Below are 19,325 nucleotides of genomic sequence, written 5' to 3'. Positions count from 1 at the left end.
CATGAAGATCACCATTCTCGGCTCCGGCGACGCGTTCGGCTCGGGCGGTCGCTTCAATACCTGCCTGCATGTCGAGGCCGGCGCCGACCGGATGCTGCTCGATTGCGGCTCCTCCAGCATGGTCGCGCTCAACCGCGCCGAGATCGCGCGCAACAGGCTCTCGACCCTGCTGTTCACGCATTTCCACGGCGACCATTTCGGCGCCCTGCCCGCCTTCCTGCTCGACGCGCAATTCGTCTCGCGCCGCAAGGAGCCCCTGACCATCGCCGGGCCAGCCGGCATCGAGCAGCGCACGCTGCACGCGCTCGAAACCGATTTTTCGGGAGCGTCGAGCAATCCCTGGCGCTTCCCGATCAGCTTCGTCGAGGTGACGCCGGAACAGCCGGCGACGGTCGCCGGCTTCGCGGTCACGGCCTTCGCGATGGTCCATGACGAGCGCGCCGGGCCATGCCAGGGCTATCGGCTGGCGCGGGACGGCAAGATCTTCGCCTTCTCCGGCGACACGGCCTGGAGCGAGTCGCTGATCCCGCTCGCCGACGGCGCCGATCTCCTGCTTGTCGAGTGCTATAATTTCGACAAGCCGCTGGTGAACCATCTCGACTACCTGACGCTCAGGGCACGCCGGGCCGACCTCAGGACGCCGCGGATCGTGCTGACCCATATGGGGCCGGGGATGCTGGCGCATCAGGCGGCGCTGCCCGAGGAGCGGGCGCATGACGGCATGGTGCTCGAGCCATGAGCGACGCGCCCGCACCCGCCATCGAGCTCGTCGCGATCAGCAAGAGCTTTGGTCCGGTCCAGGCCAACAAGGATGTCTCGCTCAGCGTCGCCGCGGGCTCGATCCACGGCATCGTCGGCGAGAACGGCGCCGGCAAATCGACGCTGATGTCGATCCTCTACGGCTTCTACGAGGCCGATTCCGGCGAGATCAGGGTCGGCGGCAAGCCAGTCTCGATCCGCTCCTCGGCCGATGCGATCGCGGCCGGGATCGGCATGGTGCATCAGCATTTCATGCTGGTCGAACCGCTCAGCGTCGTCGAGAACGTGGTGCTCGGCGCCGAAGGCGGGGCGCGGCTCAAAGCCGGCATCAGCCAGGCACGGACCGAGCTCGCCCGGCTCGCGCAGGATTATGGCCTCGTCATCGATCCGGACGCGATCGTCGGCGAGCTCTCCGTCGGCCTGCAGCAGCGCGTCGAAATCCTGAAGGCGCTCTATCGTGGCGCCGAGATCCTGATCCTCGACGAGCCGACCGCGGTGCTGACACCGCCCGAGGCCGACCAGCTCTTTGCCCTGCTGCGCGCGCTGAAGGCGCAGGGCAAGACGGTGATCCTGATCACCCACAAGCTGCGCGAGATCATGGACGCGACCGACACGGTCTCGGTGATGCGGCGCGGCGAGATGATCGCCCATGTCCGCACGGCGGAGACCTCGCCCGCGGCACTTGCCGAGGCGATGGTCGGGCGGCGCGTGCTGCTGCGCGTCGAGAAGGCGCCGCGCCAGCGCGGCAGGCCGGTGCTCGAGGTGGCCGGACTGAGCGTCCGCGACGAACGGGGTGTCGAGCGGCTGAGCGAGGCGAGCCTGACGCTGCATGAAGGCGAGATCGTCGGCATCGCCGGGGTCGCCGGCAATGGCCAGAGCGAATTGCTCGAGGTGCTGGCCGGGCTCATGCAGCCGTCGCGCGGCGTCATCCGGCTCGGCGGCGCGATCCTGAACGCCGGCGACCGGACGCCGTCCAGGCTGCGCCGGCTGGGGCTGATGCATATTCCTGAAGATCGGCAGAGGATGGGGCTGGTCACCGCCTTCCCTGCGGCCGAGAACACGATCCTCGGCTATCACCGCGATCCGAGCTTCGGGCGGGGGCCGCTCCTTTCGCCGTCGCGGATCGTGGCGCATGCGCTTGCCGGCATCGAAGCCTATGACGTGCGCCCGGCCGACCCGACCCTGAAGACGGCGAAATTCTCCGGCGGCAACCAGCAGAAGCTCGTGCTGGCCCGCGAGATCGAACGGGCGCCGAAGGTGCTGCTGGTCGGCCAGCCGACGCGCGGCGTCGATATCGGCGCGATCGAGTTCATCCATCGCCGGCTGATCGCGCTGCGCGACGCGGGCGTCGCGATCCTGCTCGTCTCGGTCGAGCTCGACGAGGTGATGGCGCTGTCCGATCGCATCCTCGCGATGTGCGGCGGGCGGATCACCGGCGAGCGCCAGGCCGAGACAGCGGACGAGAAGGATATCGGCCTGCTCATGGCCGGCGTCGGCGAGGCGGCGTGATGAGCCGGCTGAGCGATGCCCCTCCTCGTGATGGTCGGCCCTGTAGTCCTTCGTCGAGGACAATGTCCGGGACGTCGATGCCTGGTGCAGGACCCGGCATGACGGTGCGCGCTTGAGCGCCGCGCCGATCGAGTTGCCGCGCTGGGCCGATATCGCGCTCGTGCCGCTGATCAGCGTCGCGGCGTCGCTGCTGGTGGCCGGGCTCGTCGTGATCGGCATCGGCGAGAACCCGCTGCTGGCGACGACGCTTCTGCTCAAGGGCGCGCTCGGCAGCGTCGAGGGCCTGAGCTTCACGCTCTACTACGCGACGAATTTCATCTTCACGGGCCTGGCCGTCGCCGTCGCCTTCCATGCCGGGCTGTTCAATATCGGCGGCGAGGGGCAGGCCTCGGTCGCGGGCATCGTCCTGACGTTCGCCTGTCTCGGGCTGGCGCCACTGCCCGGCTTCCTGCTCGTCCCGCTCGCCATCCTGGCGGCGGCAGCAGGCGGGGCGCTCTATGCCTTCGTGCCGGGCTGGCTCCAGGCGACACGCGGCAGCCATGTCGTGATCACCACGATCATGTTCAACTTCATCGCGGCCAATCTCAGCGTCTATCTGCTGGTCGAGGTGATGCGGAAGCCGGGCTCGATGCAGCCGGAATCCGCCGAATTCGCGCGGCACGCCATCCTGACGCCGATGCATATTCTGCTGGCGCCGCTCGGCCTGAAGCTGCCGGATACGCCGCTGAACAGCGCCTTCCTGCTCGCGCTGGCCGCGCTCTTCGCGGTCTGGCTCCTGATCTATCGCTCGCGGCTCGGCTACGAGATCCGCACGGTCGGCGCCAATCCGCGCGCGGCGGCCTATGCCGGGATCTCGCCCGCCCAGATCACCATGATCGCGATGGCGATCTCGGGCGCGCTTGCCGGCGGGCTCGCTGTCAACGAAGTGATGGGCGTGCAGCACCGGCTGACGCTCGATTTCACGGCGGGATACGGCTTCGTCGGCATCGCGGTCGCACTGATGGGGCGCGGGCATCCCGCCGGCGTCGGCCTCGCCGCCCTGCTCTTCGGCGTGCTCTACCAGGGCGGGACAGAACTCTCCTTCGACCAGCCGAAGATCACGCGCGACATGGTCGTGGTCATCGGCGGCGTGATCATCCTCTTCGCCGGAGCGCTGGAGGGGCTGTTCCGCCGCTTCACCGCGGCCGGACTCGCGCTGGCGCGGAAGGGCTAGCGATGGAGTGGGTGCAGACCATCGCCGTCATCCTCGATTCCGCGATCCGGCTCTCGGTCCCGCTGCTTTGCGCCGCGATGGCCGGGCTCTGGTCGGAGCGGGCGGGCGTCGTCGATATCGGGCTCGAGGGCAAGATGCTGATCGCCGCCTTCGCCTCCGCGGTCGTGGCCTTCTCGACCGGATCGGCCTGGGCCGGCCTCGGCGCGGGCATCCTCGCTTCCGTCCTGCTCGCCCTCGTCCATGGCTTTGCCGCGATCACCTGGCGTGGCAACCAGATCGTCTCCGGCGTTGCCATCAACATGCTGGCGGCCGGGCTCACCGTCATCCTCGGCAATGCCTGGTACGGCCAGGGCGGGCGCACGCCACCGCTCGAAGGCGCGGCGCGCTTCCCCGATCTCACCTTGCCGCTGGCAGCGACGCTGCGCGACGTGCCGGTGCTCGGGCGCCTCTACGAGGAGGCGATCTCCGGCCATGCCGCGCCGGCCTATCTCGCCTTCCTCGCCGTGCTCGTCACCGCCTATGTGCTGAAGCACACGCGCTTCGGTTTGCGCCTGCGCGCCGTCGGCGAGAACCCGGCCGCGGTCGATACCGCCGGTATCTCCGTGGCGTGGCTGCGCTATGGCGCGGTAATCATCTGCGGAGCGCTGTGCGGGCTGGGCGGCACCTATCTCGCCGTGTCGCAATCGGCCGGATTCCTGCCGCATATGATCGCGGGCAAGGGCTTCATCGCATTGGCAGCTGTGATCTTCGCCAATTGGCGGCCCTGGCCGGTGCTCGGCGCCTGCCTGCTCTTCGGCGTATTCGACGCGGTCGCCATCCGCCTGCAGGGCGTCATCGTGCCCGGCCTCGGCCAGGTGCCGGTGCAGGCAATCCAGGCGCTGCCCTATGTGCTGACGGTGATCCTGCTCGCCGGCTTCATCGGCAAGGCGGTGCCACCCAGGGCCTCGGGCCTGCCCTATGTGAAGGAGCGTTGAGTTGGCCGTGGATTTCGAAGGGCTTTTTGCCGCAGCCAGGGCTGCCCAGGCGCGCGCCTATGCGCCCTATTCGCGCTTCAAGGTCGGCGCCGCCGTGCTCGGCGATGACGGCGCGATCTATCCCGGCTGCAATGTCGAGAACGCGGCCTATCCGGTCGGCGTTTGTGCCGAGGCGGGCGCGATCTCCGCGATGATCGCGGGCGGAGGGCGCGCGATCCACGCCGTTCTCGTGCTCGGCGATGGCGAGGAGCTGGTCACGCCCTGCGGCGCCTGCCGGCAGCGCATCCGCGAATTTGCCGCACCCGAGACCCCCGTCGCCATTGCCGGGCCCGGCGGCATCCGCGCCCGGCTTTCGCTGGCCGAGCTGTTGCCAGCCTCCTTCGGACCGGCCAATTTGCGGAGCTGATTTGCGTCGGTCGCGTGCCCCTGCCCGCAGCCGCAGAACCTGATGGCCGAGACGTCCCGATGGCTGCTGATCCAAGCTTCGACAAGGCGGCGGAAGCGCTGATCGACCGCGGCGTCGACGGACCGATCGACTGCGCCATCGTGCTCGGCACCGGTCTCGGCCGCATCGTCGAGGACATGGTCGACCCTGTCACCATCCCTTTTGCCGAGATTCCAGGCTTCCCGGACGGCGAGGTCTCCGGCCATGCCCGTGCGCTGAGCTATGGCACGCTACACGGCAAGAAGGTGCTGATCTTCCAGGGCCGGGCTCATTATTACGAGAGCGGCGATCCGGCGGTGATGCGCGTGCCGCTGGGCATGCTGACCGCCTTCGGCTCGCCACCGCTGATCCTGACCAATGCCGCCGGCTCGCTCAGGCCGGATGTCAGACCGGGCGGGCTTGTGCTGATCACCGATCACATCAACCTCAACGGCCTCAACCCGCTGATCGGCGATACCGGCGACGGGCGCTTCGTGCCGATGGTCGATGCCTATGACCAGCATCTGCGGAATCGGCTCAAGCGGGCGGCAGCATCCTCCGGCGCGAATCTGGCGGAGGGCATCTATATGTGGTTCTCGGGGCCGAGCTTCGAGACACCGGCCGAGATCCGCATGGCCAAGACACTCGGTGCCGATCTTGTGGGCATGTCGACCGTCCCCGAAGTCATCCTGGCGCGGCGCTACGGCATCCGTGTCGCCGGCATCTCGATCATCACCAATATGGGTGCCGGGCTGCATGGCGGCGCGCCGAACCATGGCGAGACGCGCGACGTCGCGATGGCGGCGACGACGGGTCTGCGCCGGCTCTTCCGCACCTTCCTGTCGGAGCTTTGATGCCATGAGCGAGAAACAGGCCGCCGCCCGAGCCCTCGCCCTGCTCGACCTGACCGATCTCTCGGACCAGGCCAGCGAGGCAGGTACGTTGCAGCTCTGCGCGCGCGCCGTCGCCGCGCCCGGTCCGGTCGCGGCGATCTGCATCTGGCCGCGCTTCGTCGGCGTCGCCCGCCAGACCTTGCGGGATTCGTCGGTGCAGATCGCGACCGTGGTCAATTTCCCGGCCGGCGGCAGCAAATGCTCGCTGGTCGCAGGCGATATCGCCGAGGCGCTGTCTGACGGCGCCGACGAGATCGATCTCGTCCTGCCCTGGCGGGCCTTTCTCGAGGGTGACCGCGACATCGCCCGCGAGATGGTGGCCGCGTCCAAGGATCAATGTGGCGACAAGCTGCTCAAGGTCATCCTGGAGACCGGCGAATATCCCAATCTCGCCAAGGTGAAGGCGGCCTCGGAGCTCGCGATCGCGGCCGGGGCCGATTTCATCAAGACCTCGACCGGCAAGACGGCGCATTCGGCAAGCCTGCCGGCGGTCGAGACCATGCTCGGCGCGATCAAGGCGGCGAAGCGGCCGGTCGGGATCAAGCCCTCCGGCGGAATCCGCACCCTCGCCGACGCCAACGCCTATCTCGCGTTGGCCGACCAGATCATGGGGCCCGATTGGGCCAAGCCGACGAGCTTCCGCTTCGGCGCCAGCGGGCTGCATCAGGCCTTGGTCGACATCATCGAAGGCAAGGTCGCCGGCGAGCGCGTCGACGGGGCCTATTGATGAAGCTGCCGCAGGAGATCATCGCCGCCAAGCGCGACGGGGCCGCGCTAGAGGCGGCGGATATCCGCCAGATGGTCGCCGGGCTGACCGACGGCTCCCTCACCGAGGGCCAGGCCGCCGCCTTCGCGATGGCGATCTTCTTCCGCGACATGAATGCCGGGGAGCGCGTCGCGCTGACACTGGCCATGCGCGATTCCGGCACGGTGCTGGATTGGAACGACCTGCCCGGCCCGGCCCTCGACAAGCATTCCACGGGCGGTGTCGGCGACACGGTGAGCCTGCCGCTGGCGGCGGTTGTCGCGGCCTGCGGCGGCTATGTGCCGATGATCTCCGGCCGCGGCCTCGGCCATACCGGCGGCACGCTCGACAAGCTCGATGCCGTGCCCGGCTATGTGACGCAGCCGGGCATTGGCCTTTTCCGCAAGGTCGTGCGGGACGTGGGCTGCGCAATCATCGGCCAGACCGAAGACCTCGCCCCGGCCGACAAGCGCCTCTACGCCATCCGCGACGTCACCGCGACGGTCGAGACCATCCCGCTGCTGACCTCCTCGATCCTGTCGAAGAAGCTCGCGGCCGGGCTGCACGGGCTCGTCATGGACGTGAAGTTCGGCTCCGGCGCCTTCCTGCCGGATTATGAGAAGGCGCGGGCGCTGGCCGATGCGCTGGTCAGCGTCGCCAACGGCGCCGGGCTGCCGACGACGGCGCTGCTGACCGATATGGGCGAGCCTCTCGCCTCCGTCGCCGGCAACGCGCTCGAAGTCGCCTACGCGCTCGACCATCTTTCCGGCCGCAAGCGCGAGACGCGCTTCCATGACGTGACGGTGGCGCTCGCCGCGGACATGCTCGTGCTGGGCAAGCTCGCCGGCACGATCGAGGAGGCGCGGGGCAAGGTCGAGCGGGCCTTCGCGAGTGGAGCGGCGGCAGAACGCTTCGCCACTATGGTGGCGGCGCTGGGCGGCCCGCACGATCTGCTGGACAAGCCGGCGAAGCACCTCGCGGCCGCGACGCATGTGGGGCCGGTCTACCCGGCCGCCGCCGGCATCGTCCAGGCGGTCGACACACGCGGCGTCGGGCTCACGGTCGTCGCGCTCGGCGGCGGGCGCACGCGGCCACAGGACCCGATCGACCACGCGGTCGGACTGGTTGAGCTTGCCGGGCTCGGCGATGACGTGGGGCCGGAGCGACCGCTCGGCATCGTGCACGCACGCAATGCGGCGGCGTTCGAGCGGGCGCAGGCGCGCTTGCGGCAAGCCTATTCAATCGGAGAGGCGACAGTCGGCCGTGGCCCGCTGATCGCGGAGCGGATCACGGAGAGTGCGGGACGATGACGCTGCTGATCGCGATGACCGGCTGGCATGTCGAGGACTGGCGCCAGCGTTTCCAGGCGCTCCTGCCGGAGCTGCCCGTCGTGGTGCTGGGCGAGCCCTTCGACCGACGTGCGGTGCATTACGTCGCGAGCTGGAAGCATCCGGAGGGCAGCCTCGCCGGTCTGCCCAATCTCGACGCCATCTTCTCGCTCGGCGCCGGCGTCGACCATCTCTTCGCCGATAGCAGGCTGCCGGACGTGCCGATCGCCCGCGTGGTCGATCCCGACCTGACCAACCGCATGAGCGAATATATCGTGCTGCATTGCCTGATGCATCTGCGCCAGCAGCGCCGCTACGACCGCCAGCAGCGCGAGGCTGTCTGGGACGATGATCGCCACCAGCCGGCGGCGCGCTCGGTCAGGATCGGCATCATGGGGCTCGGCGAGCTCGGGCTCGACGCGGCCCGCAAGCTGCAGATGGTGGGCTTCGACGTCGCCGGCTGGAGCCGGTCGCCCAAGGATGTCGACGGCCTGCAGAGTTTTGCCGGCGAAGACGGGCTCGTCACCTTTCTGGCGCGAACCGATATCCTGGTCTGCCTGCTGCCGCTGACGACCGATACGCGCGGCGTGCTCAATGCCTGGCTGTTCTCGGGCCTGGCGCAGGATGGCCGGCTGGGCGGCGCGTTCCTGATCAATGCCGGCCGCGGTGGGCTTCAGGTCGAGGCCGATATCCTCGCCGCGCTGGCGGCCGGCACCCTGAAGGGCGCGACGCTCGATGTGTTCGAGACCGAGCCCCTACCCTCGGATTCGCCGCTCTGGAACCATCCGGCGGTGACGGTGACGCCGCACAACGCGGCGATGTCCGAGCCCGAGGCCGTCGCCGGGCTGATCGCGGCGCAGATCAGGCGGCTCCAGGCCGGCGAGCCGCTGGAGCATGTCGTCGATCCGGCTAAGGGTTATTGACAGACATCCGCGCGCGTCATGGCGCCGTCATGAGGATGTCGCGCGACTGAAATGCTGCGAGGCGAAGCCCGCCGGGTTCCCATCTTCAACCCGGAGGTCTCTCCTATGCGTCTGCACCTCGCTGCTGCCTTGCTGCTCTCCTCGACCATCCTCGCCGCCGCGCAGGAGGCCAAGGAATTCCCGGCCAAGCTGCTCGGCCATGCCCTGCTGCCCGCCAACACCCTCGTCCCGGCTCCGACCGACGCCCCGGCCGACCTCAAGGTCTCCGGCAAGTTCACCACGCCCGGCAAGCGCGTGGAAGCTGTCGGCACCGTGATGGGCGTCTCGGGCGGCCGCCCGACCGGCCTCTCCACCCCCTTCGCCGGCCAGCCGGTGCAGGGCTTCTCCGGCATCCGCTCGCTGGGGAACAACGAGTTCATCGTGCTGACCGATAACGGCTTCGGCGCCAAGGCGAACTCGCCGGACGCGATGCTGTTCTTCCACAAGCTCAAGACCGACTTTGCCGGCGGCAAGATCGAGCGCACCGAGACCACCTTCCTGCACGATCCCGACAAGAAGGTGCCGTTCCGCATCGCCAACGAGGGCACCGAGAAGCGCTACCTGACCGGCTCGGATTTCGATCCGGAGTCGATCCAGCCGATCGGCGACAAGATCTGGTTCGGCGAGGAGTTCGGCCCCTACCTGATCCGCACCGACCGCAACGGCAAGGTCGAGGCCGTGTTCGAGACCACGGTCGACGGCAAGCCCGCCCGCTCGCCCGACCACTTCGCCGTCACCACCCCGGCCATGCCGGGCGGTCCGGTCGAGTTCAACGTGCGCCGCTCGAAGGGCTATGAGGGCATGGCCCAGTCGCCGGACGGCGCCTTCCTCTACCCGCTGCTCGAAGGCCCGCTCTGGAACGCCGAGACCAAGGGCTTCGAGGAAGTCGACGGCAAGGCCGTGCTGCGCATCCTCGAGTTCGACGTCAAGAACGAGAAATGGACCGGCCGCTCCTGGTTCTTCCCGCTGGAAGCCAAGGGCAACGCCATCGGCGACTTCAACATGATCGATGCCACGACCGGCCTGATCATCGAGCGCGACGATGGCGAAGGCACCGCCGACAAGGCCTGCCCCGCCGGCCAGCGCGGCCCGGACTGCTTCCACGACATCGCCAAGTTCAAGCGCGTGTGGAAGATCGAGATGACCGACGCCAATGCCGGCAAGCCGGTGCGCAAGATCGGCTTTATCGATCTGCTCAAGATCCAGGACCCGGACAAGAAGGCCAAGCAGGGCGCCATTGACGGCGTGCTGCCCTTCCCCTTCTTCACCATCGAGAATGTCGACGTAGTCGACCGCGCCAATGGCATGATCGTCGTCGGCAACGACAACAACCTGCCCTTCTCCTCGTCGCGCGACCCGAAGAAGGCGGATGACGACGAGCTGGTGCTGCTCTCGGTCAAGGAACTGCTCGACGCCAAGTAAGCGGAAAAGCAGCGGCCACGAGTTTCATGTGGTCTCCAAGCTTTCACGGACACGATTTCGTGCGGAGGCCGGCTCATCGCCGGCCTTTTGCTTTTCTTGAACATGCGCGCTGCGAGGCGTAAAATAGGGAATACCAAGCGCCTCGGGCGCGAGGCGCGGTGGTTAGATGATCGACACTCATGGAGGTGATCATGTTGACCGCGACTGAAGGCAGGCGACCTCAGGACATCTGCAACCTGATGATTGCCGTGCTCCTGTTCATCTCTCCTTGGGTCCTCGGCTTCGTCGGCGACGTCATGCCGACGCGCAATGCCTGGATCGTCGGCGCCGTGCTCGCCATCGTGGCGCTCGCGGCACTGTCGGCTTTCGCCGAATGGGAGGAATGGGTGAACGTGGTGCTCGGCATCTGGCTGATGATCGCACCCTGGATGCTCGGCTTCACCGGCAACTACAACGCGTTCTGGACCCATGTGGTCCTCGGCGCGCTGACGGCTGCGGTATCGGCCTGGGCAGTCTGGGACTATCGCCACGAACCGCATGCCACGGCCTGACCGGGCTCCGATGCGAGGCTGCCCGCCGCTGCGAGGCGGCGGGCTTCGCAGTTCCTAGAGCTGGCGAACCTTTGCCCAGGTGCCGCTTGCCGTCGATTCCAGGCAGGCGTCGATGAAGGCGAGGCCCTCTGCTCCGTCAGCGGCGGTTGGAGCCAGTGCGGCAAAGGGATCGGGCGCCTTGCCGGCCCGGCGCGCGGCGACCAGCACGGCGAAATCCGAATAGATATTGGCGAAGGCCTCGAAAAAGGCCTCTGGATGGCCGGGCGGAATGCGCGCCGCGCGACGGCTGTATTCGTGCAGGGTCGGCAGGCCACGGGTGCGGATCTCGGCCGGGCGGGCATTGCGCATTACCCTGAGCTCGTTCGCCGCGACCTGGGCCCAATGCAGGCCGCCGGCTTCGCCATAGACCTCCAGCGACATCGCGTTCTCGGCACCGGTGGCGGCCTTGGTCGCGAACATCATGCCGCGCACCCCGCCTTCGAGCCGCAGGATGACCGAGGCGGTGTCATGCGTCTCACGCCCCGGCATCGCCGCGCCGACATCGGCAAGGACCGCCTCGACCTTGCGGCCGGTGACAAATGACAGGAGCTGATGCGCATGGGTCCCGATATCGCCCATGACGTGGCTGAGGCCGCCGCGCGCCGGATCGAGCCGCCAGCGCGTGCGCTCCAGCATCGCCTCCGGCTTGTCCTCGACACGGGTGCCGAGCGAGCCCTGGACATAGGAGACGGTCGCGACCCTCAGCGGGCCCAGCTCGTTCTCGGCGACGGCGCAGCGCGCCTCGCGGATCATCGGATAGCCGGAATAATTATGCGTCAGGCAGAAGACGAGGCCGCGCGAGCGGGCGTTCTCGACCAGCTTGAGCGCGCTCGGCAGGTCATTGGTCAGCGGTTTGTCGCAGATCACGTCGAGCCCGGCTGCGAGCGCCATCTCGGCATGGTGCTCGTGGCTGTCATTCGGGGTCATGATCGCGACGGCGTCGATGCCATCAGGACGCTTCGCTTCTTCCGCCAGCATCGTCGCCATGTCGGCATAGCCGCGCGGCAGGCCGAGCGCCTGCGCCTCGGCCAACGCCTTTTCCGGCTTCGAGGAGAGCATACCGGCGACGATCTCGAAGCAATCGTCGAAACGTGCGGCCACGCGATGGACCGGGCCGATCAGCGAGGCGCCGCCGCCCCCGACGAGGCCGAGACGGACGCGGCGGCCGAGAAGCCCGGTGACAGCGGCATGCATGGCGATCCCTTTCGCGTAGAGGTTCAGATCATCGGGCCGGATGTCGCATCCGCTGCGATGATCTGGTTTCTTGTTTTCGCATCGGCTTTTCCGAAAACCGCGATCCACTTTTCGGGCCGATGCGCTGGGTTTTCGCATCGGTATTTCCGAAAGCCGCAATCCAGTTTTCGGGCCGACGCGCTAGCCCTTGAAGGACGGCTCGGGCAGGCCCTGGACGCCGGGCTCGGCGACGAACAGGCCGCCGGCCAGCGGTTCGGCCGCGAGTTCCTCCGGCGTCATGCCCTCGCGCGCCGTGGTGATGTAGAGCGTGCGCAGGTCGGGGCCGCCGAAGGCGCACATCGTCACCCGGCTGACGGGCAGCTTGATCATGCGGTCGATCGCACCCGCAGGTGTGAAGCGCACGACCGCACCGCCGAGCCAGCGCGCGCTCCAGTAGCAGCCATCGGCATCGACCGCGGCGCCATCGGGCCTTCCGGGCGCCGGACCCTTCTCCAGGAAGACGCGCCGGTTGCTCGGCGTGCCGGTGTCGAGATCATAATCGAAGAGATAAACCTTCTCGGCCGGGCTGTCGGCCCAGTACATCAGCTTGCCATCCGGGCTGAAGGCGAGGCCGTTGGCGATGGTGACGTCGCCGGCAATGCGGGTGACCTCCTTGTCCCGGGTCATGCGCCAGAGCTGGCCCGAAACCGAGCTGCGCGCCATGTTCATCGAGCCTGCGAGGAAGCGCCCGGCCGGATCGCAGCGGCCATCGTTGAAGCGGTGATCGGCGAGCCCGGCTTCCGGCTCGGACAGGATCTCGATCTTGCCGTTCGCCGGATCGAAGGTCGCAAAACCCTGCTCCATCGCGAGCACCAGCCCGCCGGCCTCGCGCAGGGCGAAGCAGCCGACGCGGCCGGGCATGTCGTAGGTCTTGTGGGCCCCGCTCGATGGATCGAGCCGATGCAGGCGCTTGCCGGGGATATCGGTCCACCACAGGCATTGCGCGCCGCGATCCCAGACCGGCCCCTCGCCGGTTTCGTCGCGCGCGTCGAGAACCAGTTCCGCAGTGAGAGTCATCAGGCTGTTTCCTCCGGCGCCGGCATGGCGTGCCGGCCTATCATGCCGCTGGCCGGCCGGCGACCATGACGGCAAGGTGGCTTTGCATTGGAATATTGTCAACAATGACGTCGATGATCTTGTAGACCATCTTGATTGGTGAGTTTCCTGTGCTAAAGTCGGTTCTGGCGCAGTGTAAATTCGCATCAGCGCGCTCTTGCTGGCATCGTGCTCTGGAGAATGCCGGCAAGAATCATGGCGAGAGGGGCATGGCTGTAGCTAAGGCGAAGGTGACGGCAGCTATCGATCCGAGCGTGATCACCAACAAGCTCGAAGAGGACATCGCGCTTGGGCGCATCCTGCCGCGCGAGAGGCTGATCGAGGAGGAGCTGGCGCTTCGCTTCGGTGTGAACCGGCACGTCATTCGCCAGGTGCTGATGGAGCTCGAGACGATCGGGCTGATCGCCCGGCAGAAGAACAAGGGCGCCACCGTCCGCGACCTCCTGCCCGAGGACGTGACCAATATCTACGCCGTGCGTGAGCTGCTCGAAGGCAAGGCGGCCGAGCTGATCGAGCTGCCGCCCAAGCCGGAGGTGGTGGCGCGCCTCAAGGACATCCAGGAGCGGCACGCCAAGGCGGCCGAGGCCGGCGAACTGACCAATGTCTTCCGGCTCAACCTGCTGTTCCACAAGACCTTCTTCGCGGCCTGCGGCAATCCGCATCTGGCCGATGCGATCCAGCATTTCGCGCTGAAGGCGCATATCGCGCGCTCCCTGACGGTCGGCGATCCCAAGCTCCTGAAGCGCGCCGTCGAGGAGCATGCGCAGATCGTGCACTATCTCGAGACCGCTGACCGGGCCAATCTGGTCCGGCTCGCGGTCGAGCACATCATCCCGTCCAAGGATGCCTATCTGGAAAGCTATCGCCGTCGTTTCGGCATGTAGGGGCACGGTCGAGCTGCAGCGTCAGCGCGAGCGTGGCGAAGCAATCCGGAGGCCGTCGGGCTGTCTCTGGATTGTCTCCTCGCCGCGCTCCCCGCAAAGACGGCGAGCCTCGGGTCCCGCCATTCAATCCTTCAGGTACATGTCCCAGCAGGGCGCCAGCGCAACCAGCCGGCGGCCCTTCAGTGCCTCGGCGAAATGCTCGGCGATGGCGGCGCGCGCCGTCGTCGGCGGGCATTTCGGCTGGAGGATCGCATCGGCCTCGGCGAGGCCTTCCAATGTCTTCTGATCGATCGCGGGCGTGCTGCGGCCCGGGTCGATGCCGATCGGTGTGTTCGGCGTCGGATTGCGATCGAGCAGGTCGTTGAACGGATCGACGAAATCGAGCGTGAACAGGCTGCCCAGCCGGCGCTTGTTCCGGGTCTCCCAGTCGCGCAGCGCGGTGATGCCCTGCTGCACCTCGAGCAGCCATGTCGCCTGATAGTCGGTCTCGGAATAGAGAATATAGGAGGGCAGGAGATTGCGGCGGACGAGGTCGCGATAGGTTTCCTGCCGGGCGGCATAGTGATCGAGCATGCCGGCGGCGCGCTCGGCAATATCGGGCTTGAGGCTGACGCGGCCGAGCGGGCCGAGATCCGGAATGTTCAGTCCGGTATAGCTCAGCCCGCCGACCATGGCGCGGGCGGCGCGCTGGGTGAAGATCAGCGCTGTCGGCAGCGACACCGCCAGGGCGAGGACCAGCACGATCTGGCTCAGCCGGTCGCGCCGACCCCAGCAGTCGCCGAGCACGAGCAGCACGATCGGCCAGAGCCCGATGAATTCGAGCGAGCCGGTATTCTGCGTTTCGAAGAAGGTCAGGGCGACGAGCGCGACCGCGAACCAGCCGAGCGGCGAGGCAAGGAGCGCGCGCAGGCCTTCCAGCGAGAACGGCGCCCGCTCGCGCCAGGCGGCGAAAGCGAGCACTGCCAGCAGAAGCAGGCCGGGGCCGACGACATTGAACTTGACCGAGGCGACTGTGAGGAAGCGCGGCAGCAGCGCGCCGGTATTGAGGCCGAGCAGGGTCAGGATATCCGCGAGATAGGCGCTCACGATGCCGGTGCCCAGCTCCAGCAGGGCAAGCGCCGCGACGACGAGCCCGGCGGCGACGGCGAGATCGCGAAAGCGCATGCGCCCGGCCAGCATCGCATAGCCGACGAGGATGGTGCCGGTGACGGCGCCGGTGATCTTGACCAGGAAGAGCGTGAGCATCAGCGCCGCGACCAGGCCGAGCAGCAGGCGCCGGCTCTCGACGAAGAGCAGCGTCGCGATCAGCAGGTAAAGCAGCAGGCTGACATGGCGGTTGTAATGGCCGTAGCCGTCGAAGCCGGGCATCGGGTAGAGCCCATGCAGATTGACCGGCAGCGAGGCGAAAAGCAGGAAGGGCAGGAGCAGGAGCAGGGCCTGCGCGCGCGAGCGGCGTCCGACATGGGCGACCAGCAGCGCCAGCAGCGGCAGCGCGACCGGCAGCACGGCCCAGTTGACCAGCAGCATCGGCTGCGCCTGTGCGAAGAACTCTTCCAGACCGGCGGCGAGATAGTAGCCGAGCGGGCCGACCGGCGCGAAGAAATCGACGTTCGGGATCTGGCCGATGCGAATGCGCTGGATGGCGTCGAGATAGACGGCCGTGTCCCAATAATTCGGACCGAGCGGCAGACGCAGGCGCAGCGAGAGACCGGCGAACACGAGGGCGACAAAGGCGATGAACCAGAAGGCGGGCATGCCGAGCAGGCGCCGGATGCCCGCAAGAAGGCCGGAGCCGGTCCCTGCCCGCTTGGGTTCAACTCCGTCCATCACCACGACCCGCCTCCTTCCGCAGCGGCGCAGGCTGACAGAGAAACCTTACCGGGTTCCTGTTTTCGTCTCGGAATGTCCGGCCGCCCGCGCGGTCGCGGCTTGCCGTGCAGGCCCGCTTCGGCTTGTTTGAGCGGATCCCTGGAGTCGATGCGCATGGCAAGGCAGCTGCGAACCCGGATCTATCCGGCAGTCCTATTCGCGCTATCGCTGGGTGCGTTGGCCCCGGCGCCCGCCCGGTCGCAGGACGCGAGCCGGCAGGAGCGGCTCCAGGCGATCGCGCGCCTGCTGCATGAACGGATCACTGCCTGCTGGAACGCTCCCATCCAGAAGGGAGCGCGAGCCGAGACCGTGAAACTCCAGCTCGCCTTCAACAGCGACGGTTCACTGGCGCAGGCGCCGACGCTGCTCAATCCGAAACCCGATCCGACCTTCAAGGCGCTGGCCGAGAGCACCCTGCGGGCGGTCAACCGCTGCGCGCCCTATCCCGAACTCACCCGTTATCCCGAGCTCTACGAGCGCTGGCGCCTCGTGACACTCAACTTCCAGCGACCGAAGCCCGACTGACACGCTAATCCCTGGCGATATCGGCGAAGCGCTCCGGCAGCGTGAAGCCGAAGCCGAGTGGGTCGTCCTCCTCGATGACGAAACTTCCCTCGCCGGCGAAATAGCCGGTGCCGCCGACCTCGACCGTGACCGCGCCTTCGGCCGGATAATCCGCCGGACCGGCAACACGCCCGGAAAAGGTTCCGCCGGTGATGCTGCGGAACAACCGCCCCTTCCCCGTCTGGACGAGCCCCTTGGCATGGTCGAGCGCCATGCGTGCGGTGACGCCCGAGCCGGTCGGCGATCGGTCGATCTGACGCTCGGCGAAGATGCAGAGGTTAAAGCTCGTCTCCTCCGGCCCGGCCTCGTCGGTGACGATCGTGCCATAGAGGAAGCCGAGATCGGGCTCGGTCGGATGCGAAATCTTCATCGTGGCGCGCACCACGTCGGTCAGCGCCGCGGCGGCATCGGTCAGCTTGCCGACAGGAGTGCGGAAAAGGTCGAGCCCGAACTGCGAAGCCGGCAGGATGCAGTAGAAGGCGCCGCCATAGGCGATGTCCGTGGTGACCTTGCCGAAGCCCGGCACGTCGAGGACGAGATCCCGCGCGAAGGCAAAGGCCGGGACGCTCTCGAAGCGGACCTGGCCGACCTTGCCGCCCGCGACATTGCACTCGAGCCGCAGCAGGCCGCAGGGCGCCTCGATGGCGAAACGGGTGACAGGCTCCACCGCCGGCACCAGCCCATGCTCGATCGCGTAGCGGCCAAGCGCGATGGTGGCGTGGCCGCACATGGTCGAGTAGCCCTCGTTATGCGTGAAGAGCACGCCGAAAGCGGCCTCGGGAAGCGAGGCCTTCACCGGGATGACACCATACATGCCGGCATGGCCGCGCGGCTCCAGCATCATCGCCCGGCGGAGACGATCGTGCTGGTCGCGCGCCTGCCGGCGCTTGTCGAGAATGGTCGCGCCGGTCAGCACCGGATAGCCGGCGGTGACGATGCGGACCGGCTCGCCGCAAGTGTGGTAGTCGAGATAGCCCAGGCGCATGGCTTGCCCTCACTTGCTGGCGGATCGGAGGCGGCGCGACCGGAATGCGCGCTGCGGGCTCAGAGAAGACCGCGCCTGGCCAGGCTGCGCATCAGGTGCGAGGTGCCGAAGGTCCAGGGCTCGCATTCGTCGGAACGGCGCATCCGGTTGATCAGCGCGCCGAGCTCGGGCGCGGCGATGGTGACGATGTCCCCGTATTTATGGGTGAAGCCGCCGCCGGGCGTGTCGCGATCCTCGATCGGGGCGAACATCGTGCCGAGATAGAGCCCGGCGCCATCCGGGTATTGATGGTTCTTGTTGAGCATCTGGGCGGCGAGATCGGCCGGATCGCGACTGATCTTGGCGATCGAGGACGAGCCTTCGAGCTTGAAGCCGTCCTCGCCCTCGACTGTCAGCGTCACCGTGGCCTTGCGGATATGGTCAAGGCTGAACTTGCCGTCGAACAGGCGGATGAACGGGCCGACCGTCGCGGCGGCATTGTTGTCCTTGGCCTTGGCGAGCAGCAGGGCCGAGCGGCCCTCGACATCGCGCAGGTTGACGTCGTTCCCGAGCGTCGCACCGACCACCGCGCCCGAGGAGGCGACGATGATGACGACTTCAGGCTCGGGATTGTTCCAGGTCGAGATCGGATGCAGGCCGGCATCGAAGCCGGTACCGACCGAGGACATTGGCGGGGCCTTGGTGAAGATCTCGGCATCGGGGCCGATGCCGACCTCGAGATACTGGCTCCAGGCCCCCTGCGCGATCAGCACCTCCTTGAGCTTCATCGCCTCGGGCGAGCCGGGCTTGAGCTTGGAGAGGTCATCGCCGATGAGCTTGCCGATCTCCTCGCGGATCGCGGCTGCAGCGCCCGGATTGCCACGCGCCTTCTCCTCGATGACGCGCTCCAGCATGGAGATCGCGAAGGTGACGCCGGCGGCTTTCACGGCCTGAAGGTCGAGCGGCGAGAGCAGCCAGGGCTTGTTGGGGTCGCGCTTATCCACAGGCGTGTTCGCCAGGATCTGCGCAAGCGAGCCAAGCGTCTCGCCCTTGGCCGCATGCAGGGCGGCGGCCGGATCGGCCTGCTCGCAGAGGTCGCGCATCGTGGCGAAGCTGGCGGTGACATCGATGAGCTCGGCACCGCGCAGGGTGACCACGGCCGGACCGCCGACCGCGGGCAGCCAGACGCGCCCGGCAAGCGTCGCCGTCGCGGCATCGACCGGCAAGGTGTTCTCAGGCGTCAGGGCAAACTGCGGCATCATCGGCATCCGTTGTCTGGAGAGCTTCGGGCGTGGGCGAGGAGAACAGCCGCTTTTGGTCGGCAACTCAATGGGAAAGACATTCAGATCGCTGAAATCAGTAGGCACTCGCGAGCATCTTGCAACCGTATCGTCGGAGCGCGGTCGCGGCTCCGGCCTTGATCTCGATTGTCCCTGTAGCGTCCGCGCGTCCTGCCGGATGCAAGGGCAGCGCCCGGCTTCGGTCGGTCTCACCGTCGCGAGCAGCAATCCAGGCACGCCGATGCGTTCGAGATCGGCGCGGGCCGGCCGCGATGCGTGTCGGTGGACACGCGTTTTCCGCGCCCGCACGGCCGATATCTGCTATTCATTCCCCATAGTGAGTCGGCTGGCGGCCCCTGCCCCTCGCAGGGGCCTTACAGGCGTTTTGAACATCGTCATCAAAATTTTCGAATCGGCCTGTTGACACGGCTTATGGAGGGGTCCTATAAGCCACCCATCGAGACGGCGCCGCCGCTGAGCGGGGCCGCCGACGCGCTTCACTGACTGGCAGGGCGTTTGGTCCGGAGAGTTCATCCGGGCCGGCTAGCTGTCTTGAATGGTTGAAGCCTTGCTGTTTGACAACTGAAGACAGAAAGAGAAACGTGGACGGCGGAGTTCTTGCGGACTTGGTCTTAGGGCTAAGTCGAGTAGAGACT

The 19,325-nt window shown here is 67.4% G+C and carries 18 protein-coding genes; 13 read left to right on the top strand and 5 right to left on the bottom strand.

What is annotated here, in order from left to right; genetic code table 11:
- Position 1 precedes the first annotated feature (1 nt).
- The 11 genes from EV560_RS21190 to EV560_RS21140 all read left to right on the top strand — a co-directional run bounded on the left by EV560_RS21190 (position 2) and on the right by EV560_RS21140 (position 10,780).
- On the top strand, positions 2-739 hold the full coding sequence (locus EV560_RS21190; protein ID WP_131857809.1) for an MBL fold metallo-hydrolase: 738 nt from the start codon (positions 2-4) through the stop codon (positions 737-739).
- On the top strand, positions 736-2,268 hold the full coding sequence (locus tag EV560_RS21185) for an ABC transporter ATP-binding protein (RefSeq protein WP_131857808.1): 1,533 nt from the start codon (positions 736-738) through the stop codon (positions 2,266-2,268). The genes EV560_RS21190 and EV560_RS21185 overlap by 4 nt, the downstream gene beginning before the upstream one ends.
- 112 nt (positions 2,269-2,380) lie before the next feature.
- Positions 2,381-3,481 carry an ABC transporter permease gene (locus EV560_RS21180; RefSeq protein WP_131857807.1) on the top strand — a complete coding sequence of 367 codons (1,101 nt, stop codon included), beginning with the start codon at positions 2,381-2,383 and terminating at the stop codon, positions 3,479-3,481.
- Between the two features lie 2 nt (positions 3,482-3,483).
- Positions 3,484-4,455, top strand: a complete 972-nt coding sequence (locus EV560_RS21175) for an ABC transporter permease (protein ID WP_131857806.1) — start codon at positions 3,484-3,486, stop codon at positions 4,453-4,455.
- Position 4,456: 1 nt separating this feature from the next.
- Entirely contained in the window at positions 4,457-4,861 is a 405-nt protein-coding gene (locus EV560_RS21170) for a cytidine deaminase (protein WP_207908083.1), read from the top strand.
- 59 nt (positions 4,862-4,920) lie between these two features.
- Entirely contained in the window at positions 4,921-5,733 is an 813-nt protein-coding gene (locus tag EV560_RS21165) for a purine-nucleoside phosphorylase (protein WP_131857805.1), read from the top strand.
- Between the two features lie 4 nt (positions 5,734-5,737).
- Positions 5,738-6,499 carry a deoxyribose-phosphate aldolase gene (gene deoC / locus EV560_RS21160; protein WP_131857804.1) on the top strand — a complete coding sequence of 254 codons (762 nt, stop codon included), beginning with the start codon at positions 5,738-5,740 and terminating at the stop codon, positions 6,497-6,499.
- A complete protein-coding gene (gene deoA, locus EV560_RS21155) occupies positions 6,499-7,827 on the top strand; it encodes a thymidine phosphorylase (protein ID WP_131857803.1) in 1,329 nt (442 codons plus the stop codon). Before deoC ends, deoA begins: the two co-directional genes overlap by 1 nt.
- On the top strand, positions 7,824-8,768 hold the full coding sequence (locus EV560_RS21150) for a 2-hydroxyacid dehydrogenase (RefSeq protein ID WP_131857802.1): 945 nt from the start codon (positions 7,824-7,826) through the stop codon (positions 8,766-8,768). Before deoA ends, EV560_RS21150 begins: the two co-directional genes overlap by 4 nt.
- A gap of 105 nt (positions 8,769-8,873) precedes the next feature.
- Positions 8,874-10,229 (top strand): esterase-like activity of phytase family protein, encoded by a 1,356-nt coding sequence (locus EV560_RS21145; RefSeq protein WP_131857801.1) that lies wholly within the window; start codon positions 8,874-8,876, stop codon positions 10,227-10,229.
- 191 nt (positions 10,230-10,420) lie between these two features.
- On the top strand, positions 10,421-10,780 hold the full coding sequence (locus tag EV560_RS21140) for an SPW repeat protein (protein ID WP_248312151.1): 360 nt from the start codon (positions 10,421-10,423) through the stop codon (positions 10,778-10,780).
- Between the two features lie 54 nt (positions 10,781-10,834).
- Here the strand turns inward: EV560_RS21140 and EV560_RS21135 are convergent, their stop codons facing one another.
- Positions 10,835-12,013 carry a Gfo/Idh/MocA family protein gene (locus tag EV560_RS21135; RefSeq protein ID WP_131857799.1) on the bottom strand — a complete coding sequence of 393 codons (1,179 nt, stop codon included), beginning with the start codon at positions 12,011-12,013 and terminating at the stop codon, positions 10,835-10,837.
- A gap of 180 nt (positions 12,014-12,193) precedes the next feature.
- Complete coding sequence (locus tag EV560_RS21130) at positions 12,194-13,069, bottom strand: SMP-30/gluconolactonase/LRE family protein (protein ID WP_131857798.1); 876 nt, start codon at positions 13,067-13,069, stop codon at positions 12,194-12,196.
- Between the two features lie 248 nt (positions 13,070-13,317).
- Between EV560_RS21130 and EV560_RS21125 the strand changes: the two genes are divergently transcribed.
- Positions 13,318-13,992 (top strand): GntR family transcriptional regulator, encoded by a 675-nt coding sequence (locus tag EV560_RS21125; RefSeq protein ID WP_131857797.1) that lies wholly within the window; start codon positions 13,318-13,320, stop codon positions 13,990-13,992.
- A 123-nt stretch (positions 13,993-14,115) separates the two neighbouring features.
- Here EV560_RS21125 and EV560_RS21120 read toward each other — a convergent pair whose 3' ends face one another.
- On the bottom strand, positions 14,116-15,819 hold the full coding sequence (locus EV560_RS21120) for a hypothetical protein (protein WP_131857796.1): 1,704 nt from the start codon (positions 15,817-15,819) through the stop codon (positions 14,116-14,118).
- Positions 15,820-15,975: 156 nt separating this feature from the next.
- On the opposite strand from EV560_RS21120, the gene EV560_RS21115 reads away from it, so the two are divergent.
- Positions 15,976-16,386: a hypothetical protein gene (locus tag EV560_RS21115; protein WP_131857795.1), complete on the top strand. Its 411-nt coding sequence runs from the start codon at positions 15,976-15,978 to the stop codon at positions 16,384-16,386.
- A gap of 4 nt (positions 16,387-16,390) precedes the next feature.
- Here the strand turns inward: EV560_RS21115 and EV560_RS21110 are convergent, their stop codons facing one another.
- Together EV560_RS21110 and EV560_RS21105 are read right to left on the bottom strand one after the other, a co-directional pair.
- On the bottom strand, positions 16,391-17,410 hold the full coding sequence (locus EV560_RS21110; protein ID WP_131857794.1) for a proline racemase family protein: 1,020 nt from the start codon (positions 17,408-17,410) through the stop codon (positions 16,391-16,393).
- A 59-nt stretch (positions 17,411-17,469) separates the two neighbouring features.
- Entirely contained in the window at positions 17,470-18,648 is a 1,179-nt protein-coding gene (locus EV560_RS21105) for a fumarylacetoacetate hydrolase family protein (protein WP_131857793.1), read from the bottom strand.
- Between the last annotated feature and the right edge of the window lie 677 nt (positions 18,649-19,325).

The organism is Allobosea sp. BK604 (genome assembly GCF_004341515.1).
In the GTDB taxonomy this organism is placed as follows: Bacteria; Pseudomonadota; Alphaproteobacteria; order Rhizobiales; family Beijerinckiaceae; genus Allobosea.
Note: the sequence above shows the minus strand (reverse complement) of the source record. Positions and strands in the feature narration are given on the sequence as shown.